We start from the raw sequence: 19,787 nt of genomic DNA on the forward strand, positions 1-19,787 counted from the left end.
GTGCGCTAATGGTTGTGATTCTGTAATAACTTTAGATTTAACTATCAATAATACTGTTAATAGCACGGATGTGCATACCGCTTGTAATACTTTTGACTGGATAGACGGCAATACTTACACTTCTTCTAATACCTCCGCTACACATACTATATCTGGTGGTGCTGCTAATGGTTGTGATTCTGTAATAACTTTAGATTTAACTATCAATAATACCGTTAATAGCACAGATGTGCATACCGCTTGTAATACTTTTACCTGATAGACGGCAATACTTAACTTCTTCTAATACCTCGCTACGCATACTATATCTGGTGGTGCAGCTAATGGTTGTGATTCTGTAATAACTTTAGATTTAACTATTAATAATACTGTTAATAGCACGGATGTATACCGCTTATAATACTTTTACCTGGATAGACGGCAATACTTACACTTCTTCTAATACCTCCGCTCACATACTATATCTGGTGGTGCTGCTAATGGTTGTGATTCTGTAATAACTTTAGATTTAACTATCAATAATACCGTTAATAGCACGGATTGCATACCGCTTGTAATACTTTTGACTGGATAGACGGTAATACTTATACATCAAATAACAGTACAGCTATGCATACCATTACTGGTGGTGCTGCTAATGGTTGTGATTCTGTAATAACTTTAGATTTAACTATTAATAATACTGTTAATAGCACGGATGTGCATACCGCTTGTAATACTTTTACCTGGATAGACGGCAATACTTACACTTCTAATACCTCCGCACACATACTATATCTGGTGGTGCAGCTAATGGTTGTGATTCTGTAATAACTTTAGATTTAACTATCAATAATACCGTTAATAGCACGGATGTGCATACCGCTTGTAATACTTTTACCTGGATAGACGGCAATACTTACACTTCTTCTAATACCTCCGCACACATACTATATCTGGTGGTGCTGCTAATGGTTGTGATTCTGTAATAACTTTAGATTTAACTATCAATAATACCGTTAATAGCACGGATGTGCATACCGCTTGTAATACTTTTGACTGGATAGACGGCAATACTTACACTTCTTCTAATACCTCCGCTACGCATACTATATCTGGTGGTGCTGCTAATGGTTGTGATTCTGTAATAACTTTAGATTTAACTATCAATAATACCGTTAATAGCACGGATGTGCATACCGCTTGTAATACTTTTACCTGGATAGACGGCAATACTTACACTTCTTCTAATACCTCCGCTACACATACTATATCTGGTGGTGCAGCTAATGGTTGTGATTCTGTAATAACTTTAGATTTAACTATCAATAATACCGTTAATAGCACGGATGTGCATACCGCTTGTAATACTTTTACCTGGATAGACGGCAATACTTACACTTCTTCTAATACCTCCGCTACACATACTATATCTGGTGGTGCAGCTAATGGTTGTGATTCTGTAATAACTTTAGATTTAACTATTAATAATACTGTTAATAGCACAGATGTGCATACCGCTTGTAATACTTTTGACTGGATAGACGGCAATACGTACACTTCTTCTAATACCTCCGCTACACATACTATATCTGGTGGTGCTGCTAATGGTTGTGATTCTGTAATAACTTTAGATTTAACTATCAATAATACTGTTAATAGCACGGATGTGCATACCGCTTGTAATACTTTTGACTGGATAGACGGCAATACTTACACTTCTTCTAATACCTCCGCTACGCATACTATATCTGGTGGTGCTGCTAATGGTTGTGATTCTGTAATAACTTTAGATTTAACTATTAATAATACCGTTAATAGCACGGATGTGCATACCGCTTGTAATACTTTTGACTGGATAGACGGCAATACTTACACTTCTTCTAATACCTCCGCTACACATACTATATCTGGTGGTGCTGCTAATGGTTGTGATTCTGTAATAACTTTAGATTTAACTATTAATAATACTGTTAATAGCACAGATGTGCATACCGCTTGTAATACTTTTACCTGGATAGACGGCAATACTTACACTTCTTCTAATACCTCCGCTACACATACTATATCTGGTGGTGCTGCTAATGGTTGTGATTCTGTAATAACTTTAGATTTAACTATCAATAATACTGTTAATAGCACGGATGTGCATACCGCTTGTAATACTTTTGACTGGATAGACGGTAATACTTATACATCAAATAACAGTACAGCTATGCATACCATTACTGGTGGTGCTGCTAATGGTTGTGATTCTGTAATAACTTTAGATTTAACTATTAATAATACTGTTAATAGCACGGATGTGCATACCGCTTGTAATACTTTTACCTGGATAGACGGCAATACTTACACTTCTTCTAATACCTCCGCTACACATACTATATCTGGTGGTGCAGCTAATGGTTGTGATTCTGTAATAACTTTAGATTTAACTATCAATAATACTGTTAATAGCACAGATGTGCATACCGCTTGTAATACTTTTACCTGGATAGACGGCAATACTTACACTTCTTCTAATACCTCCGCTACGCATACTATATCTGGTGGTGCTGCTAATGGTTGTGATTCTGTAATAACTTTAGATTTAACTATCAATAATACCGTTAATAGCACGGATGTGCATACCGCTTGTAATACTTTTGACTGGATAGACGGCAATACTTACACTTCTTCTAATACCTCCGCTACGCATACTATATCTGGTGGTGCTGCTAATGGTTGTGATTCTGTAATAACTTTAGATTTAACTATCAATAATACCGTTAATAGCACGGATGTGCTACCGCTTGTAATACTTTTACCTGGATAGACGGCAATACTTACACTTCTTCTAATACCTCCGCTACATACTATATCTGGTGGTGCAGCTAATGGTTGTGATTCTGTAATAACTTTAGATTTAACTATCAATAATACCGTTAATAGCACGGATGTGCATACCGCTTGTAATACTTTTACCTGGATAGACGGCAATACTTACACTTCTTCTAATACCTCCGCTACACATACTATATCTGGTGGTGCTGCTAATGGTTGTGATTCTGTAATAACTTTAGATTTAACTATCAATAATACCGTTAATAGCACGGATGTGCATACCGCTTGTAATACTTTTGACTGGATAGACGGCAATACGTACACTTCTTCTAATACCTCCGCTACACATACTATATCTGGTGGTGCTGCTAATGGTTGTGATTCTGTAATAACTTTAGATTTAACTATCAATAATACTGTTAATAGCACGGATGTGCATACCGCTTGTAATACTTTTACCTGGATAGACGGCAATACTTACACTTCTTCTAATACCTCCGCTACACATACTATATCTGGTGGTGCTGCTAATGGTTGTGATTCTGTAATAACTTTAGATTTAACTATTAATAATACCGTTAATAGCACGGATGTGCATACCGCTTGTAATACTTTTGACTGGATAGACGGTAATACTTATACATCAAATAACAGTACAGCTATGCATACCATTACTGGTGGTGCTGCTAACGGTTGTGATTCTATTGTTACGCTTAATTTAACTATAACAAATACAGTAAATAGTATAGATATACAAACTGCTTGTAACACTTATACTTGGATAGACGGTAATACTTATACATCAAATAACAGTACAGCTACGCATACTATTGCAGGTGGAGCAGCTAACGGTTGTGATTCTATTGTTACGCTTAATTTAACTATAACAAATACAGTAAATAGTATAGATATACAAACTGCTTGTAATACTTTTACCTGGATAGACGGCAACACCTATACATCTTCTAATAATACAGCAACGCATACTATAACAGGCGGAGCAACTAACGGCTGTGATTCTATTGTTACACTTAATTTAACTATAACAAATACAGTAAATAGTATAGATATACAAACTGCTTGTAACACTTATACTTGGATAGACGGTAATACTTATACATCAAATAACAGTACAGCTATGCATACCATTATTGGTGGAGCAGCTAATGGTTGTGATTCTATTGTTACGCTTAATCTTACGATTAACAATTCAGTAGTAGCCACATCAACATCTACCTCTTGTAATCCTGCCGATGTAGGTACTAACATGACAGGACCATTTACTATGGCAAACGGTTGTGATTCTACGCATTATGATACCGTAAGTTTAGCCTCTATAAATGTAAGTGCTCATGCCAGCGATACATTAATATATCAAGGTAATGAAATAGTGCTATATAGTATAGGCGATAATGTTACCAGTTATTCATGGACAGCAAATAATAATCTAATTTCAACAGATTCTTCATTTACACATACGCCTAATGAAACTGCTACTTACTATTTGTTGGCAACTAATGGAGATTGTGAAGATGTAGATAGTATAACCATACAAGTGCTTTTAGAAACTGCTCCGTTAATACCAAACTCATTTACACCAAATGGAGATACTCATAATGATATTTTCCAAGTGGTAAATGCCGATAAATTTAGAAGTGTAAGTATAAGAGTTTATAATAGATGGGGAGAAGAAGTATTTAATCAAAGTGGATCAAATCCTGGGTGGGATGGCAATTTTAAACTAAAAGAGCAACCCGTTGACTATTATCAATACGTTATTTCTGTTGAATCATTTACAGGAGAAGTAACAACAGTTTCTGGAAGTTTAGCTTTATTTAGATAAGCAAACAATAACAATTAATTGTAAAAATGGCAGTTTTATTCAATATAAACTGCCATTTTTGCTTTATTTAAACAAAGGTTCAATTATTGATTTATCAATGCCAGATAAATTGATAATTATGAATCAAGATAAATATACACAAAAATCGCTGGAGGCATTAAGCTCTGCACAGCAGCTGGCTTATAATAATGGCAATCCCAGTTTAGAAACCATACATCTACTTAAAGGTATTGAAGATGTAGATAAAGACGTTTTTCCATTCTTAATGGATAAAATGGGTGCCAATATGCACTCCATTTCTCAAGAAATAAATAATCAAATAAATGCACTGCCCAAACAAAGTAATACTCAAGGGCAAGTAACGCCTTCAAGAGCATTGAGTAATGTTTTACTTAAAGCCAATAAAATAATGACCGATATGGGCGATTCTTACGTAAGTATAGAACACTTAATTTTAGCCATTATAGCACAAAATGATAATACTGCTAAAATACTTACTCAGTTAGGCGTATCGGAAAATAAAACTAAAAACGCCATAGAAGAACTGCGTAAAGGAAGCAAAGTAACCGACCAAAATGCAGAATCTAAGTACAATGCTTTATCAAAATATGCCTTAAACTTAAATGAAAGAGCAAAAGAAGGACGTTTAGACCCTGTGATAGGGCGAGATGAAGAAATACGCAGAGTACTGCATATATTATCAAGACGTACTAAAAACAACCCTATATTAGTGGGAGAACCCGGAGTGGGTAAAACAGCTATAGCAGAAGGTATAGCCATGAGAATAGTGAATGGCGATGTGCCTGAAAATTTAAAAAGTAAAGAAATTTTTGCTTTAGATATGGGCTTACTTACAGCAGGGGCTAAATATCGTGGTGAGTTTGAAGAAAGACTAAAAGGTGTGGTAAAAGAAGTGCAGGAAGCTCATGGAGAAATTATACTTTTTATAGATGAAATACACACTTTAGTAGGTGCAGGAGCTACAGAAGGAGCTATGGATGCCGCCAATATTTTAAAACCCGCTTTGGCAAGAGGAGAGTTAAGAGCCGTGGGAGCTACAACCAATAAAGAATATCAAAAATATTTTGAAAAAGATAAAGCTTTAGAAAGAAGATTTCAAAAAGTAATAATTGACGAACCAAGTACTGAAGATTCTATTTCAATACTTAGAGGCTTAAAAGACCGCTACGAAATGCACCATAAAGTAAAAATTAAAGATGATGCTATTATTGCAGCCGTTGAGCTTTCAAATAGATATATTACTGACCGCCAACTACCCGATAAAGCCATAGATTTAATAGATGAAGCTGCCGCAAAATTGCGTTTAGAAATAGATTCCTTGCCTGAAGAATTAGACGAAATAGAAAGAAAAATTCGCCAATTAGAAATAGAACGAGAAGCTATTAAAAGAGAAAAAGACGAAAAGAAAATAGAAGAATTGAATAAACAATTAGCCGATTGGAATGAAAAAAGAGATGCTTTTAGAGCCAAATGGCAAAAAGAGAAAGAACTTTTAGACAGTATTCAAGCAAAAAAGAAAGCTATAGACCAATATAAACTGCAAGCCGAGCAATACGAACGCAATGGCGACTATGGAAAAGTAGCAGAAATACGCTATGGCAAAATAAAAGAAAATGAAGACGAAGTAAAAACTTTAGAAGCTAAACTAAGTCAAATAAATGAAGATTCAAGACTGCTAAAAGAAGAAGTAGATAGTGAAGATATTGCCGAAATAGTTTCTAAATGGACAGGCATACCCGTAAGCAAAATGATGGAAACAGAAAGGGCTAAACTCATTCGTTTAGAAGATGAATTAGGCAAACGTGTTATAGGACAAAGAGAAGCTATAGAAGCCGTTTCTAATGCTATAAGAAGAAATAGAGCCGGCTTGTCTGACGAAAATAAACCCATTGGTTCTTTCCTTTTTATAGGTAGTTCGGGAGTAGGAAAAACAGAGTTGTCCAAAGCTTTAGCCTCTTATTTGTTTAATGATGAAAATGCCATTATTAGAATAGACATGAGCGAATATATGGAGAAACATTCAGTTTCCCGACTAATAGGAGCACCTCCGGGATATGTGGGTTATGACGAAGGCGGACAGCTTACCGAACCTGTGCGTAAAAAACCTTACTCCGTAGTTTTGTTAGACGAATTTGAAAAAGCTCATCCCGATGTTTTTAATATTTTACTTCAAGTTTTAGACGAAGGAAGACTGACAGATAATAAAGGTAGAATTGCTAATTTTAAAAATACCATTATTATTATGACCTCAAATATAGGTTCAGACATTATTCAAGAAAACTTTAATAATGCCAGCATGAAAGAGATGCCAGCAATCTATGCCGCCACTAAAGTGCAAGTTTTAGAACGATTAAAAAAATCTGTGCGACCTGAGTTTTTAAATAGAATAGATGAAATTACTATGTTTGAACCTTTAACAAGAAGCAACTTAAAAGAAATAGCTCAGTTACAGCTAAATAAACTGAAAGAAAGATTAAATCAGCAAAATGTTAAGCTTGAAGTTTCTGACAAAGCCTTAGATTTAATAGCAGATGAAGGCTACGACCCACAGTATGGTGCCAGACCGATTAAACGAATTATACAAAAAGACATTATCAACTTATTATCCAAAAAAATATTGGGTAATGAAGTTCGTGAGGGCTCAATTTTTATAATTGATGTTTATAATGGCGAACTGATGGTAAGTTTAGACGTGAAAGCTGAAAAATTAGCGTAAATTTGTAATCAATAAAAATAGCGGTTAGTCATATTTTTTTGACCGACCGCTTTTTTATCTAAAAAAAAGAGAAAATAAAATATGAGCTTTAAAGAACAAATGTTTCCAATTGATGATGATGCTGAGTTTTTACCCATTATTAATGATGAAGAAATAGAAGAAAATGAAAATGTAGATTTAAAAGACGCAATGCCCGTATTGGCACTACGAAATTCCGTAATATACCCCGGAGTAATTATGCCGATAACCGTAGGTAGAGAAACATCTATTAAAGCAGTTAGAAATGCTTATAGAAAAGATAAATTAGTTGCCGTTTTAGCTCAAACTAATGCTAAAGAAGAAGACCCCGGTTTTGACGATTTGTATCCGGTAGGTACTTTAGCCCGAATTTTAAAAATGCTAAAAATGCCTGATGGCACCAATACCGTTATTTTAAAAGGCGTTATAAAAATTAAATTAACTCAAAGTGTAGAAGAAGAACCATTTTTAAAAGCTCATTTTGAAAAAATAGACGAAAAAAAACCTAAACAAACCAAACAATTCAAAGCTTTAATTTCTACTATAGAAGATACAGCTAAGGAAATTATAGAAAAATCAAACAACATACCTAATGAAGCTGTTATTGCTTTAAAAAATATTAAAAACAGAGAATTTCTTATAAATTTTATTTCATCAAACATAAATAGTGGCGTAGCCGAAAAACAAACTTTATTAGAAGTAGATGATATAGAACTAAGAGCCAATAAACTATTAGAGCACTTAAACAATGAAGTGCAAATGCTGGATTTAAAGAATAAAATTCAGGATAAAACCCGAGTGGATATAGAAAAACAGCAACGAGATTATTTTTTGCATCAGCAGTTAAAAGCTATTCAAGAAGAATTAGGACAAGAAAGCCCTGCTAAAGAGTTGGAAACATTAAAAGCTAAGGCTGCCAAAATGAAATGGCCTAAAAAAGTGGGAGAAAAATTTGATAAAGAATACGTTAAACTACAGCGTACCAATCCCGCTTCGCCAGATTATGCTTTAACCTTAAATCATTTAGAACTGCTTTTAGATTTGCCTTGGGCTACTACTACTAAAGATAAACTTGACTTAAAAAAAGCCAAAGAAGTTTTAGATAATGAGCACTACGGATTAGATAAAATAAAAGATAGAATTTTAGAATATTTAGCCGTACTAAAATTAAAAGGCGATTTAAAATCGCCCATACTTTGCTTTGTAGGCCCTCCGGGAGTGGGAAAAACCTCTTTAGGAAAATCAATAGCAACAGCTTTAGGCAGAAAATATGTGCGTATGTCGCTGGGTGGCTTGCATGACGAAAGTGAAATACGCGGACACAGAAAAACCTACATAGGAGCTATGCCGGGGCGTATTATTCAGTCTATAAAAAAAGTAGAATCATCAAATCCTGTTTTTATTTTAGATGAAATAGACAAAGTAGGAAATGATTTTAGAGGCGACCCAAGTTCGGCTTTGTTAGAAGTATTAGACCCTGAGCAAAATAGTACTTTTTATGATAATTATTTAGAAACAGAGTTTGACCTTAGCAAAGTTATGTTTATAGCTACAGCAAATAATTTGAGTTCTATTCAGCCGGCTTTAAGAGATAGAATGGAAATTATATTTTTAAGTGGTTATTCTGTAGAGGAAAAAATTGAAATTGCTAAAAGGCATTTAATTCCCGAGCAAAGAAAAGCCCACGGACTTAATGCCAATCAAGTAAAATTAAACAAAAGTGTTATTGAAAACATTATACAAAATTATACCAGAGAAAGTGGCGTAAGAGATTTAGAAAGAAAAATAGCCGGAGTAATGCGTGCTATTGCTAAAAGAGTAGCCACAGAAGAAGTGTATAATATATCGGTTAAAGAATCAGATTTAGAAACATATTTGGGTATTTCGCACTTAAATATTAAAAAAGCTTTGAGCCAGAATGTACCCGGTGTGTCTATTGGTTTAGCATACACGGCTGTAGGTGGCGATATACTTTTTATAGAAAGTGTAAAATACAAAGGCAAAGAAGGTTTAAAATTAACGGGAAATTTAGGTAATGTAATGAAAGAAAGTGCTAACACGGCACTAACTTATTTAAAAGCCAATGCTTCTAAATTTAAAATAAGCGAAAAAGAGCTAAAAGAAAATGTAGTTCACTTACATTTTCCGGCAGGAGCCACACCAAAAGATGGTCCTTCGGCAGGAATAACTATACTTACAGCTTTAGCTTCTTTATTTACCGGCAAAAGTGTAAAACCCTATTTGGCAATGACAGGCGAAATTAGTTTGCGTGGCAAAGTAATGCCTGTAGGCGGCATAAAAAAAAAGTGTTAGGAGCAAAACGAGCAGGCATTAAGGAAATAATAATGTGCACCGAAAACGAAAAAGATGTAAAAGAAATTAACGAAGAATACATCAAAGGAATTACTTTCCATTATGTAGAAACCATGGACGAAGTTCTGGAAATAGCGTTGTAATGACAATTCCTTACATTCTTTCAGGCATATCTATACCCAATATAGCAAAACTGCTTTTTAAAGTATTAGCCACATAAGCAGAAAGTTGTAAACGGAAATTTTTAGTATTCTCTCTTCCACATTTAATATTGATGTGCTTGAGTAAAACTTGCTAAACCCTTTAGCTAATTCATAGCTATAAGATGTTATCATACTAATATCAAAATTATTAGCAGATTGTTGTATTACGGGTTGATATTTATACAATATTTTAATCAATTCTTTTTCTTCTGCCGTTAAGCTAACTTTAGTTGTATCAATTTCCCCACAGTCTGTTTTCTTAATAAAGATTGAATACGCACATAGTTAAACTGCACAAAAGGACCTGTATCTCCTTGAAAATCAATAGATTCTTCTGGATTAAAAATCATAGATTTTTTAGGATTAACTTTAAGTATAAAATACTTTAAAGCTCCCATGGCTAATATTTTGTATAGTTTTTTGGCTTCTTCTTCAGTAAAATCTTCTACTTTGCCCAACTCTTCTGTATGTTTTTGAGCTGTGGCAATCATTTCCGCTATTAAATCATCGGCATCTACTACCGTACCTTCACGGCTTTTCATACGTCCATCGGGCAGGTTTACTAAACCATAACTTAAATGATATATACCTTCGGCATAAGGTTTTTCCAGTTTTTCTAAAGTTAATTTCAATACTTTAAAATGGTAGTTTTGCTCGTCTGCCACCACATAAATAGAGTTGTCATAATGATAATCTTTATAGCGAGCTTCTGCCACGCCTATATCTTGCGTTATATAAACCGAAGTACCATCTGAACGCAACAATATTTTTTTATCTAAGCCTTTGTCTTCTAAATTTACCCAAACAGAACCGTCTTTATGTTGCTCAAATTTCCCTTCTTTTACTCCTTTAAGTACTTCTTGTTTCCCTTTCTCAAAGTAATCACTTTCTTTGTAATGTTTTTCAAAATCAACACCCAACGCTTCAAAAGTTTGTTCAAAACCATCATAACACCATTGGTTCATTTTTTCCCATAAAGCTTTGGTTTCTTTATCTCCTGCTTCCCATTTCAACAACATTTCTCGGGCTTGCTTCATTAGTGGAGCAGCTTCTTCGGCATCTTTTTTATCTACTCCATTTGCTATAAGTTCAGCTATTTGTGCTTTATGCTTCTTATCAAACTCAACATAATATTTCCCTACAAAATGATCGCTTTTTATACCTGTGCTTCCCGGTGTTTCGCCATTGCCAAACAATTTATACGCCAACATACTTTTACATATTGCTATACCTCTATCGTTGTATATGTTTACTTTGTGTACATCATTGCCTGCATAAGAAAGCAACTGTGCGGTACTATAACCCAGCAACATATTACGTATATGTCCTAAATGAAGCGGTTTATTAGTATTTGGCCCACAATATTCTAATACCGTTGTGGTATTGTTTTTAGCTAAACTAAAGTCTGTTTTGATACTGTTTTCATTAAAATAACTTAACCAAAAATCATTTGACAGCTCCAAATTTAAAAAGCCTTTTACTACATTAAAATCAGCAACTATCTTTAATTTATCCTTTAAGTAAGCTCCAATTTCTTGCCCTACTTCTTCCGGCTTCTTTTTGGCATATCTTACTAAAGGAAATACCACCACCGTTGTATCTCCGGCAAATTCTTTTAATGTTTCATTTAGCGATATATCTTCTGTAGTGAGTGCAACATTATATAAGTTTTGCAATGCGGCTACTACACCTTCCTTTATTTCCTTTTCAAAATTCATTATTACATTATTTTCACATAAAGCTTTTCTGCTTCTTTATGTACTTTAGCCAATCCGCTACTTGTTAGAGATTTTATGGCTTTATCCCATTTCTTATTACTTAATCCCGTTATGTTTTTTAATTCGTCTAAAATACCGGATTCTAATTTTTCTAAATGCTTAAACACCAATTTAGCATCATCGCTAAGTTGTTCAAAACCTTCATTTACTTTTTTCTTTTTCTCAGGTCGCATTTGTGGGAAAAACAGCACCTCTTGTATAGACGGATTATTAGTTAAAAACATAATTAACCTATCCATTCCTATGCCCAAACCCGATGTTGGCGGCATACCATATTCTAAAGAACGCAAGAAATCTTGGTCTATAAACATGGCTTCGTCATCCCCTTTTTCAGACAATTTCAATTGCTCTTCAAATCTCTCACGCTGGTCTATTGGGTCGTTTAGCTCGCTATACGCATTAGCTACTTCTTTGCCACACACCATTAGCTCAAAACGCTCTGTAAGTTCAGGATTATCTCTATGCTCTTTGCACAACGGACTCATTTCCTTAGGATAATCTGTAATAAATGTAGGCTGAATGAAATTTCCTTCACATTTTTCTCCAAAAATTTCATCTATCAGCTTGCCTTTACCCATAGTTTCATCTACTTCTATACCTAATTCCTCTGCTTTAGCTCTAATTTCTGCTTCGGTTTTTCCTGTTATGTCAAATCCTGTAAACTTTTTTATAGCATCTGTCATAGTAACACGAGCATAAGGAGCTTTAAAATCTATATTTTGTTCTTTAAATACAGCTTTTGAAGTTCCATTAACAGCAATAGCACAATGTTCCAATAATTGCTCTGTAAATTCCATCATCCAATTGTAGTCTTTGTAAGCTACATATATTTCCATTACGGTAAATTCAGGATTATGGGTTCTGTCCATTCCTTCATTTCTAAAATTTTTAGAAAACTCATAAACACCTTCAAAACCACCAACTATCAATCTTTTTAAATACAACTCGTTAGCTATACGCAAATACAAAGGAATATCTAAAGCATTGTGGTGGGTAATAAACGGACGAGCCGCAGCACCTCCCGGTATTGATTGCAAAACAGGCGTTTCTACTTCCATATAACCACGAGCATTAAAAAACGCTCGCATAGCATTATACATTTTAGTACGCTTAATAAAAATATCTTTTATTTGAGGATTTACCACTAAATCGGCATAACGCTGGCGATACCTCATTTCTACATCAGTAAATCCATCGTGCACCACACCCTCACTATCTGTTTTAGGCAAAGGCAAAGGTTTTAAAGCTTTACTTAACAAGGTAAAATCTTTTACTCTAACCGTTTTTTCTCCTACCTGAGTTGTAAATAAAGTACCTTCTATGCCTACAAAATCTCCAAAATCTATTAGTTTTTTAAAAATTTCATTGTATTTGGTTTTGTCTTCGCCAGTGCATATTTCATCTCTATTAAAATACACTTGTACCCTACCCTTTTCATCTTGTAGCTCAGCAAAAGAAGCTTTACCTTGCACTTTTATAGACATTAAACGCCCTGCTATTTTCACAGCTTTATCTTCTTTATAATTGTTTTTTATATCGGAAGAATTACTATTTACTTCAAATAAATTGGCAGGATAAGGATTTACACCCAATTCTCTCAATTTTACCAGTTTTTCTCTTCTTACAAGCTCTTGTTCAGATAGTTGTTGACTCACGTTTACTTTAATTTTTAGCAAAGGTAATACTTAGCTCTTAATTCTTATAAAACTAATGGCGTATGCCTAATAAGTTTCATAATTTACTTTTGAAATTATTTTGTTCAAAAAATCGTTATTTTTGAAGAATCAATTTATAATGCCCATGAATATTAAGGAAATGGAACATGAAAAATTAAATCTTATTACTTGGATTGCCCAATTGCAAGATGCGAAGCTAATTCAAAAGCTAAAAAATTTTAGAACAGATAATTTTTCTATACCCCAATGGCAAAAAGAGGAGTTAGACAAACGAACTAAAGCTCTTGAAAATGGAACAATGAAAACTCGCTCTTGGGAAGAAGCTAAGAAAGAAATTTTTAAAAAATGAGGTACTTATTAGAGATTGGTACAGAAGCTGAAAATGATATTTCTGAATCCTTTCTTTGGTATGAAGAACAACAAAGTGGTTTAGGCAATAAATTTGAACGAGTAATTACTGACTTATTAGCTGATATACAAAGAAATCCCCTTGCTTTTCAAAAAAGATATAAAAATATTAGAATTGCTTTTTCACAGAAATTCTCTTTTGGTATTCATTTTATAGTAAAAGAAAATATTATTACTATTATTGCTGTTTTTCATACATCAAGAAATCCTAAGTTGTGGGTTAAAAGATAATTAAAACTGTTGACTCACGTTTACTTTAATTTTTAGCATAGCCGTTAATTCTTATAAAACTAATGACGTATGCCTAATAAGTTTCATAATTTACTTTTGAAATTATTTTGTTCAAAAAATCGTTATTTTTGAAGAATCAATTTATATACTTATGGATATTAAGTTAGAAAAAGATAATATAATTAAGCGGTTTGAAAAAATTAACGACATTGATTTAATTAAAGCAGTTAAAAGTTTATTAGACTTTGGTCTAAAAAGGAATTCTAAAAAAAAGAAAGAATTATCTAAGTTTTTTGGCATTATGAATGAAGATGAAGCTAATGAATTTGACCGTATCATTAATGATGGCTGTGAAAATATAGATAAGAATGAGTGGTGATAATTCTTTGATATTAGATACAAATGTTGTTATTGAAATTTTTAAAGGGAACAAAAAAGTAAAGGAATTATTTGAGCAAGACTATAATTTATTTATCCCTGCTACAGTTATTGGCGAACTTTATTATGGCTGTTATAATTCTAAAAATCCAAAAAAACATTTTAACCAAATTAATGAATTTATAACAGAACTAAATATTTTAAACACAAACGAAGAAGTTTGTATTTCATACGGAAAAATTAAAACATCTTTAAAAAAGAAAGGAACTCCTATACCAGAAAATGATATTTGGATTGCAGCTTTTTCTAAAGCTAACAATATCTTACTATTTAGTTTTGATTCACATTTTGATTTTATTCCAGATTTTAAATATCTAAAATCTCTTTAAGCTATTTAATTTGCTTTATTGAACTGCTACTATTATTTCTTACAAAATAATAGAACGCACAATTGGCTTTATACAAAATTTACAACAATGAAAAAATAGCCTTATTGTTTGTACTTTTGTAGTCTATACAAATAATACTGAGTTTATGAGTAAAGAATCTTTTAAAGAATATATAGATAATGGCTATACTTTTAAAGGCGACAGCATAGTGCTGGGAACAGCTATTTTTGAAAAGCAACCCATAGAAAATACTTTAATAAAAATACCGCTTAAAACACTTACAAGACATGGATTGATAGCCGGAGCTACGGGTACAGGAAAAACTAAAAGTCTTCAAGTTTTAGCCGAGCAATTAAGCAATAAAGGTATCCCCTCTTTAGTAATGGATTTAAAAGGCGATTTAAGTGGATTGGCTCAACCTGGCGAATTTAATGACCATGTAAAATGGCGACATGGATTAATAGGTATTCCTTACGAACCAGGTGCTAAACCTGTAGAATTACTCACTTTATCTGAAGAAAAAGGAGTAAGACTACGAGCCACGGTTTCTGAATTTGGTCCTATTTTAATTTCTAAAATTTTAGACTTAAACGATACACAAGGCGGTATAGTAGCTGTACTTTTTAAGTATTGCGATGACAATAAACTGCCTTTATTAAATTTAGAAGATTTTAAAAAAGCACTTCAATATGTTATAGACGAAGGCAAAGAAGCTTTTACTGAAGAATATGGGAGCATGTCGCCCGTTTCTGTAAATACCATTATTAGAAAAGTAATTGAATTAGAGCAGCAAGGAGCCGATAAGTTTTTTGGAGAAATATCTTTTGAAGTTAATGACTTACTTAGAACAACAAGAGACGGAAAAGGCATTATAAATATTATACGCCTTACCGATATACAAGACCGACCTAAGCTTTTTTCTACATTTATGCTAAGCTTATTAGCAGAAGTTTATAGTGTATTTCCCGAAGAAGGAGATGTAGAAAAACCTAAGTTATGCATTTTTATAGATGAAGCACATTTGGTTTTTAACAATGCATCTAAAGCATTATTAGATCAAATAGAAGCCATCATTAAATTAATAAGATCAAAAGGTGTGGGCGTTTATTTTATAACTCAAAACCCTACAGATGTGCCGGACGCTGTCCTTAGTCAGTTGGGATTAAAAGTGCAACATGCCTTGCGTGCTTTTACGGCAAAAGACCGAAAAGAAATAAAACAAACAGCAGAAAATTATCCTATTTCAGAGTTTTATAATACCGATGAAGTATTGACTTCTTTAGGAACAGGAGAAGCATTAGTAACCGCTTTAAACGAAAAAGGAATACCTACGCCATTATCTGCCACGCTTATGCGTGCTCCGGAAACCAGAATGGATATTCTTAGTGAAAAAGAAATAGATGTAGTCATTAGCCAGTCTAATTTAGTGAGTAAATACAACCAAGAAATAGACAGAGAAAGTGCCGCAGAAATATTAGAGAAAAAAATAGGAAAAGCTCAAGATAAAGCCGAACAAGAAAAAAAGGCAAAAGAACAACAAGTAAAAAAATCTACATCAACCAAAAAAGAGATCGGCACCTTTGAAAAACTAAGCAAAAACACAATGGTACGTCAAATGGGAAGGACTTTAGTTAATACTTTAACAAGAAGTTTGTTGGGGATACTAAAAAAATAATTTTTTTTAAGCAATAAAAGTTTGAAGATTTGATATTATCCGTATATTTGCAGTCCGTTAAAATAAACGGGCAGTTCTAAACATAATGCGAGAGTAGCTCAGTTGGTAGAGCACGACCTTGCCAAGGTCGGGGTCGCGAGTTCGAATCTCGTCTCTCGCTCATAAATGAGTTTGTGTGAGAGTTTGAGTGTAAAGTGTGTGGAATATTGATTTCCACTTTTCTTTTCACATACCAAACCCACACTCCATATCCACACCTTTTTATACCCTGGTGGTGGAACTGGTAGACACGCAAGACTTAAAATCTTGTGACAGCAATGTCGTGCGGGTTCAAGTCCCGCCCGGGGTACGTAAAAGCCTTAGTTAGCAATAACTGAGGCTTTTTTGTTTTCTATTTTCCCCACAATTGAAATATTTTCTATAACTTTTATTATATTAGAGTAATATTTTATTCTAAATGAAAAATCTACTTTTTATATCAATTATATCTATACTAATTTGTGCTTGCAACAAAAAAGAGAGTATCTGTACCAACGATGATTTTTGTACATTTATAAACACACAAAATTTTGAAGATTCAAGAAGTGTGGTCAATCATTTTCTTGCAGGGATAGATGATAAATTGCCTAAACAAGAAAAAATTAACCTTTTAATAGAATGGTTGAATTGCAAAAATTGTATTCTTAATACAGAATTAATTTGCGTTTCTTGTATTAGAACTAATCCTCCTCAATCTGAATTAAACATTACTATAATAGAAAATGGTACAGAAAAAGAATACACTATGGATATTATAATGGGTTCACCTTTAGTATTAAGTAGATACCACGAACCACAATAATTACACAAAAAACCAAACTTCTTTATTTCTTAACAACGCTTTAATTTCTTTTTGTTCATCTCCATTAGCCACAGCTATAATAAACTGTTGCTTTTCTGTTGGTATAATAGATTTATAATGAAGCATTTTCTGCTTATAAATTATATGCCCTACTTTCTTCTCATTATTGCACAGCCAAGTGAAAGGAATATTTTTATTGTTTAAATATTTAGCTATCTGTTTGCCTTTTGTGCCCGCACCCCAAAGTATCAATTCCTTATTTTTATTATAATCTACAAGCAGAAAATAGTGGCATTTCAAATCAATAAAAGTATTATTTGCATAATTACTATCATTTCTTGAAGCTCTTGTTTCGTGGTCTCGCCATAAATGACAAGTTTCTTTTACATTAACCACTTTTAATTTATGCTGATACATTCTAAAACATAAATCATAATCCTCAGGATAAATATCAAAATCAAATGCTCCAATTTTATTTAAAGTAGCCTTTGCCATTAACCAGCAAGGCGATGGAATAACACACTCTTTGTATATTTCGCTAAAATTATTTTCGCTTTGCATTAAGGAGTTTAGCCATTGCTCGTATTTTTTGTAGCCGTTTCCTACATTGCCGTCAGAAAAATATTGAACAAATCCTGTAGCTACGGTATTTTCTTTATTTTTTAAGGCATTTTCTAAAAATTCCAATTTCCCTTTGGGCATTATATCATCTGCATCCATACGGCTTATTAAATTGCCCACACTTTTGCTATAAGACAAACGCAAAGCATTAATAATTCCTTTTTGTTCATTATTAAAAACCCTAATTCTACTATCGTTTTGGGCAAATGTGCTAAGCAATTTCAAACTGCCGTCTGTAGAGAAATCATTTATAGCTATCAACTCCCAATTTTGATATGTTTGATGAATAATAGAAGATAAGCATTCTGTTAAATACTGCTCGGCATTAAAAACGGGCATTAATATTGAAATCTTATTATTATCCAATTTTGAGGTATAATTATTGCTATTAAATTTTTGATGAGCAAATTGTCGGAAAAATACGACCCTAAAAATAAGAAAAGTTTACAAACCATTAAATTTTTAACGGAATGGATGGATACTAAATTTACTATTCCTTTTACCAATATAAAATTTGGCTTAGATCCACTATTAAGTTTAATGCCCGGTGCAGGAGATATAATAAGTAGTGGTATAAACGTAGGAATTTTGGGACTTATTTTAGCCAAAGGCGTTCCGGTTAAAACAGCTTTTAAAATGATGTTTAATACCATATTTGATACTTTATTTTCATCTATTCCGTTTTTAGGAACTATAGTAGATGTTGGCTTTAAATCTAATACCAAAAATTTACACTTATTAGAGCAACACTTAAAAAACAACCCAAATGGAAAATATGAATACGGAATTTGGATAGTTTTTGGAATAACTATTTTTATGATTATTGCAATAATTTTATCTTTAGTATTCTTATTGCTATATTTAGCCAGTAAAATAGAACCTACAACTATAAATTATTTTTAAACTAAAAAACAAAAAACTATGAGAAATTTAATTTTTTTAACGCTATTATTAGCAGGCTTTTTAGTAGGCTGCAAACAAAATGGCACAAATGTTGAACAGCAAATTGAAACTGAAGAAGACAAACTTAGTGAAAAAGAAGCTGTTTTTATGGATTCTGTTTCAAATGAAATAGAAAAAGCAGGAGACGATATTAAGGATAAATCTGAAGAGTTGGATAGTTTATTAAATGAATTGTAAAATTTAAAAATGATGAAAAAAACAATAAAAACAATATTTGTATTAGCCGGTTTTGTGTTAATGGCTAATTTATCTTTTGCTCAAGGCAATGGACATGGAAAAGAGTATAAAGACAAAGTAAAAGAACCGCTACCTCACAGAGAGGAGTTGAACGACAAAGGCAAAAAGGATAATTATTCTAAAGCAGAAAAAGAGGGTAAGGAGTACATGAAAGAAAAAGAGCATGAGCATACCCAAGGTAAAGGACATGAAAAAAATCATGGAGAAGAAAGAGAGTTTGAGCAAGGAAAAGACAAAGAATGGAAAGGAGAAAAAGGAGAACATCCTGAAGGAAAACCTGAAATGCCTGAGGGTAAAAAACAAGGACCTCCTCCTCATGACGATAAAGGCAACGGACATGGATATGGAAAAGATAAAGCTGGTTTAGAAGGAAAAGATTTTGGTCAGCACAGAGCTGAAGAAGCTAAAATGAACAAAGAAACTAAAGCTAAGGAATTAGATAGCAACATAACTACAGGAGAGGATAAAGTGGCAGCCGCTAAAGAAAAAATTAATGCTTCAAAGCAAAAATTAGAAGAAAGCAAAAAGACCGGTAAAATTAATGATGCTCAGTACAAAGAAGAACTTCAAAAAATTAACAGAGCCGAAGAAGCTGTAAAAAACTTAGAAAATAGCCTTCAAAAAGGAAAAGAGTTAAATATGCAAGCTAAATAAGCAATTGAAATTTTTATTTA

16 protein-coding genes, 2 tRNA genes and 2 pseudogenes are annotated in these 19,787 nt (G+C 33.1%); 17 read left to right on the forward strand and 3 right to left on the reverse strand.

Going from position 1 to position 19,787, the window contains the following annotated elements; translation table 11 throughout:
* The first annotated feature begins 70 nt into the window (after positions 1 to 70).
* The 6 genes and pseudogenes from H6578_04095 (at position 71) to lon (ending at position 9,856) form a co-directional block, all read left to right on the forward strand.
* Positions 71 to 259: a hypothetical protein gene (locus tag H6578_04095; GenBank protein ID MCB9226335.1), complete on the forward strand. Its 189-nt coding sequence runs from the start codon at positions 71 to 73 to the stop codon at positions 257 to 259.
* Positions 260 to 540: 281 nt separating this feature from the next.
* Positions 541 to 810, forward strand: coding sequence for a hypothetical protein (locus H6578_04100; GenBank protein ID MCB9226336.1), 270 nt, complete (start codon positions 541 to 543; stop codon positions 808 to 810).
* A gap of 202 nt (positions 811 to 1,012) precedes the next feature.
* Positions 1,013 to 2,794, forward strand: coding sequence for a hypothetical protein (locus H6578_04105; GenBank protein ID MCB9226337.1), 1,782 nt, complete (start codon positions 1,013 to 1,015; stop codon positions 2,792 to 2,794).
* Between the two features lie 123 nt (positions 2,795 to 2,917).
* The gene (locus H6578_04110; GenBank protein MCB9226338.1) at positions 2,918 to 4,645 is read left to right on the forward strand and encodes a gliding motility-associated C-terminal domain-containing protein; all 1,728 of its coding nucleotides are present in this window, start codon (positions 2,918 to 2,920) and stop codon (positions 4,643 to 4,645) included.
* A 118-nt stretch (positions 4,646 to 4,763) separates the two neighbouring features.
* Positions 4,764 to 7,382, forward strand: a complete 2,619-nt coding sequence (gene clpB, locus H6578_04115) for an ATP-dependent chaperone ClpB (GenBank protein ID MCB9226339.1) — start codon at positions 4,764 to 4,766, stop codon at positions 7,380 to 7,382.
* Between the two features lie 81 nt (positions 7,383 to 7,463).
* A pseudogene (lon, locus tag H6578_04120) lies at positions 7,464 to 9,856 on the forward strand (endopeptidase La).
* A 10-nt stretch (positions 9,857 to 9,866) separates the two neighbouring features.
* Here lon and H6578_04125 read toward each other — a convergent pair.
* A pseudogene (locus H6578_04125) lies at positions 9,867 to 11,634 on the reverse strand (arginine--tRNA ligase).
* 2 nt (positions 11,635 to 11,636) lie between these two features.
* Complete coding sequence (gene lysS, locus H6578_04130) at positions 11,637 to 13,349, reverse strand: lysine--tRNA ligase (protein MCB9226340.1); 1,713 nt, start codon at positions 13,347 to 13,349, stop codon at positions 11,637 to 11,639.
* A 145-nt stretch (positions 13,350 to 13,494) separates the two neighbouring features.
* Here lysS and H6578_04135 point away from each other — a divergent pair, with 145 nt between their 5' ends.
* From H6578_04135 to H6578_04170, 8 genes are all read left to right on the forward strand, one after another.
* Complete coding sequence (locus tag H6578_04135; GenBank protein MCB9226341.1) at positions 13,495 to 13,719, forward strand: addiction module protein; 225 nt, start codon at positions 13,495 to 13,497, stop codon at positions 13,717 to 13,719.
* Positions 13,716 to 14,009, forward strand: a complete 294-nt coding sequence (locus H6578_04140) for a type II toxin-antitoxin system RelE/ParE family toxin (protein MCB9226342.1) — start codon at positions 13,716 to 13,718, stop codon at positions 14,007 to 14,009. The genes H6578_04135 and H6578_04140 overlap by 4 nt, the downstream gene beginning before the upstream one ends.
* Before the next feature lie 151 nt (positions 14,010 to 14,160).
* Positions 14,161 to 14,388: a hypothetical protein gene (locus H6578_04145; protein MCB9226343.1), complete on the forward strand. Its 228-nt coding sequence runs from the start codon at positions 14,161 to 14,163 to the stop codon at positions 14,386 to 14,388.
* Positions 14,378 to 14,776, forward strand: coding sequence for a type II toxin-antitoxin system VapC family toxin (locus H6578_04150; GenBank protein MCB9226344.1), 399 nt, complete (start codon positions 14,378 to 14,380; stop codon positions 14,774 to 14,776). Before H6578_04145 ends, H6578_04150 begins: the two co-directional genes overlap by 11 nt.
* A 145-nt stretch (positions 14,777 to 14,921) precedes the next feature.
* On the forward strand, positions 14,922 to 16,451 hold the full coding sequence (locus tag H6578_04155) for a DUF853 family protein (protein MCB9226345.1): 1,530 nt from the start codon (positions 14,922 to 14,924) through the stop codon (positions 16,449 to 16,451).
* Between the two features lie 87 nt (positions 16,452 to 16,538).
* Positions 16,539 to 16,611 (forward strand) — tRNA-Gly (locus H6578_04160).
* Positions 16,612 to 16,716: 105 nt separating this feature from the next.
* Positions 16,717 to 16,800 (forward strand) — tRNA-Leu (locus H6578_04165).
* Between the two features lie 108 nt (positions 16,801 to 16,908).
* Entirely contained in the window at positions 16,909 to 17,292 is a 384-nt protein-coding gene (locus H6578_04170; protein MCB9226346.1) for a hypothetical protein, read from the forward strand.
* Here H6578_04170 and H6578_04175 read toward each other — a convergent pair whose 3' ends face one another.
* Complete coding sequence (locus H6578_04175; protein MCB9226347.1) at positions 17,293 to 18,279, reverse strand: glycosyltransferase family 2 protein; 987 nt, start codon at positions 18,277 to 18,279, stop codon at positions 17,293 to 17,295.
* A 33-nt stretch (positions 18,280 to 18,312) separates the two neighbouring features.
* Between H6578_04175 and H6578_04180 the strand changes: the two genes are divergently transcribed.
* The 3 genes from H6578_04180 to H6578_04190 are packed head-to-tail and all read left to right on the forward strand — an operon-like array spanning position 18,313 to position 19,767.
* Positions 18,313 to 18,816: a DUF4112 domain-containing protein gene (locus tag H6578_04180; protein ID MCB9226348.1), complete on the forward strand. Its 504-nt coding sequence runs from the start codon at positions 18,313 to 18,315 to the stop codon at positions 18,814 to 18,816.
* An 18-nt stretch (positions 18,817 to 18,834) separates the two neighbouring features.
* Positions 18,835 to 19,053, forward strand: coding sequence for a hypothetical protein (locus tag H6578_04185; protein ID MCB9226349.1), 219 nt, complete (start codon positions 18,835 to 18,837; stop codon positions 19,051 to 19,053).
* Between the two features lie 12 nt (positions 19,054 to 19,065).
* A complete protein-coding gene (locus H6578_04190) occupies positions 19,066 to 19,767 on the forward strand; it encodes a hypothetical protein (protein MCB9226350.1) in 702 nt (233 codons plus the stop codon).
* Positions 19,768 to 19,787: the final 20 nt, after the last annotated feature.

Source organism: Chitinophagales bacterium, assembly GCA_020635995.1.
Classification (GTDB): Bacteria; Bacteroidota; Bacteroidia; order Chitinophagales; family UBA8649; genus JAFMKE01.

Coding starts and splice junctions, on each gene's coding strand:
- H6578_04155 (MCB9226345.1), top strand. CDS start 14,922: ATGAGTAAAGAATCTTTTAAAGAATATATAGATAATGGCTATACTTTT.
- H6578_04190 (MCB9226350.1), top strand. CDS start 19,066: ATGAAAAAAACAATAAAAACAATATTTGTATTAGCCGGTTTTGTGTTA.
- H6578_04140 (MCB9226342.1), top strand. CDS start 13,716: ATGAGGTACTTATTAGAGATTGGTACAGAAGCTGAAAATGATATTTCT.
- H6578_04135 (MCB9226341.1), top strand. CDS start 13,495: ATGAATATTAAGGAAATGGAACATGAAAAATTAAATCTTATTACTTGG.
- H6578_04185 (MCB9226349.1), top strand. CDS start 18,835: ATGAGAAATTTAATTTTTTTAACGCTATTATTAGCAGGCTTTTTAGTA.
- H6578_04180 (MCB9226348.1), top strand. CDS start 18,313: ATGAGCAAATTGTCGGAAAAATACGACCCTAAAAATAAGAAAAGTTTA.
- H6578_04170 (MCB9226346.1), top strand. CDS start 16,909: ATGAAAAATCTACTTTTTATATCAATTATATCTATACTAATTTGTGCT.
- H6578_04145 (MCB9226343.1), top strand. CDS start 14,161: ATGGATATTAAGTTAGAAAAAGATAATATAATTAAGCGGTTTGAAAAA.
- H6578_04150 (MCB9226344.1), top strand. CDS start 14,378: ATGAGTGGTGATAATTCTTTGATATTAGATACAAATGTTGTTATTGAA.
- clpB (MCB9226339.1), top strand. CDS start 4,764: ATGAATCAAGATAAATATACACAAAAATCGCTGGAGGCATTAAGCTCT.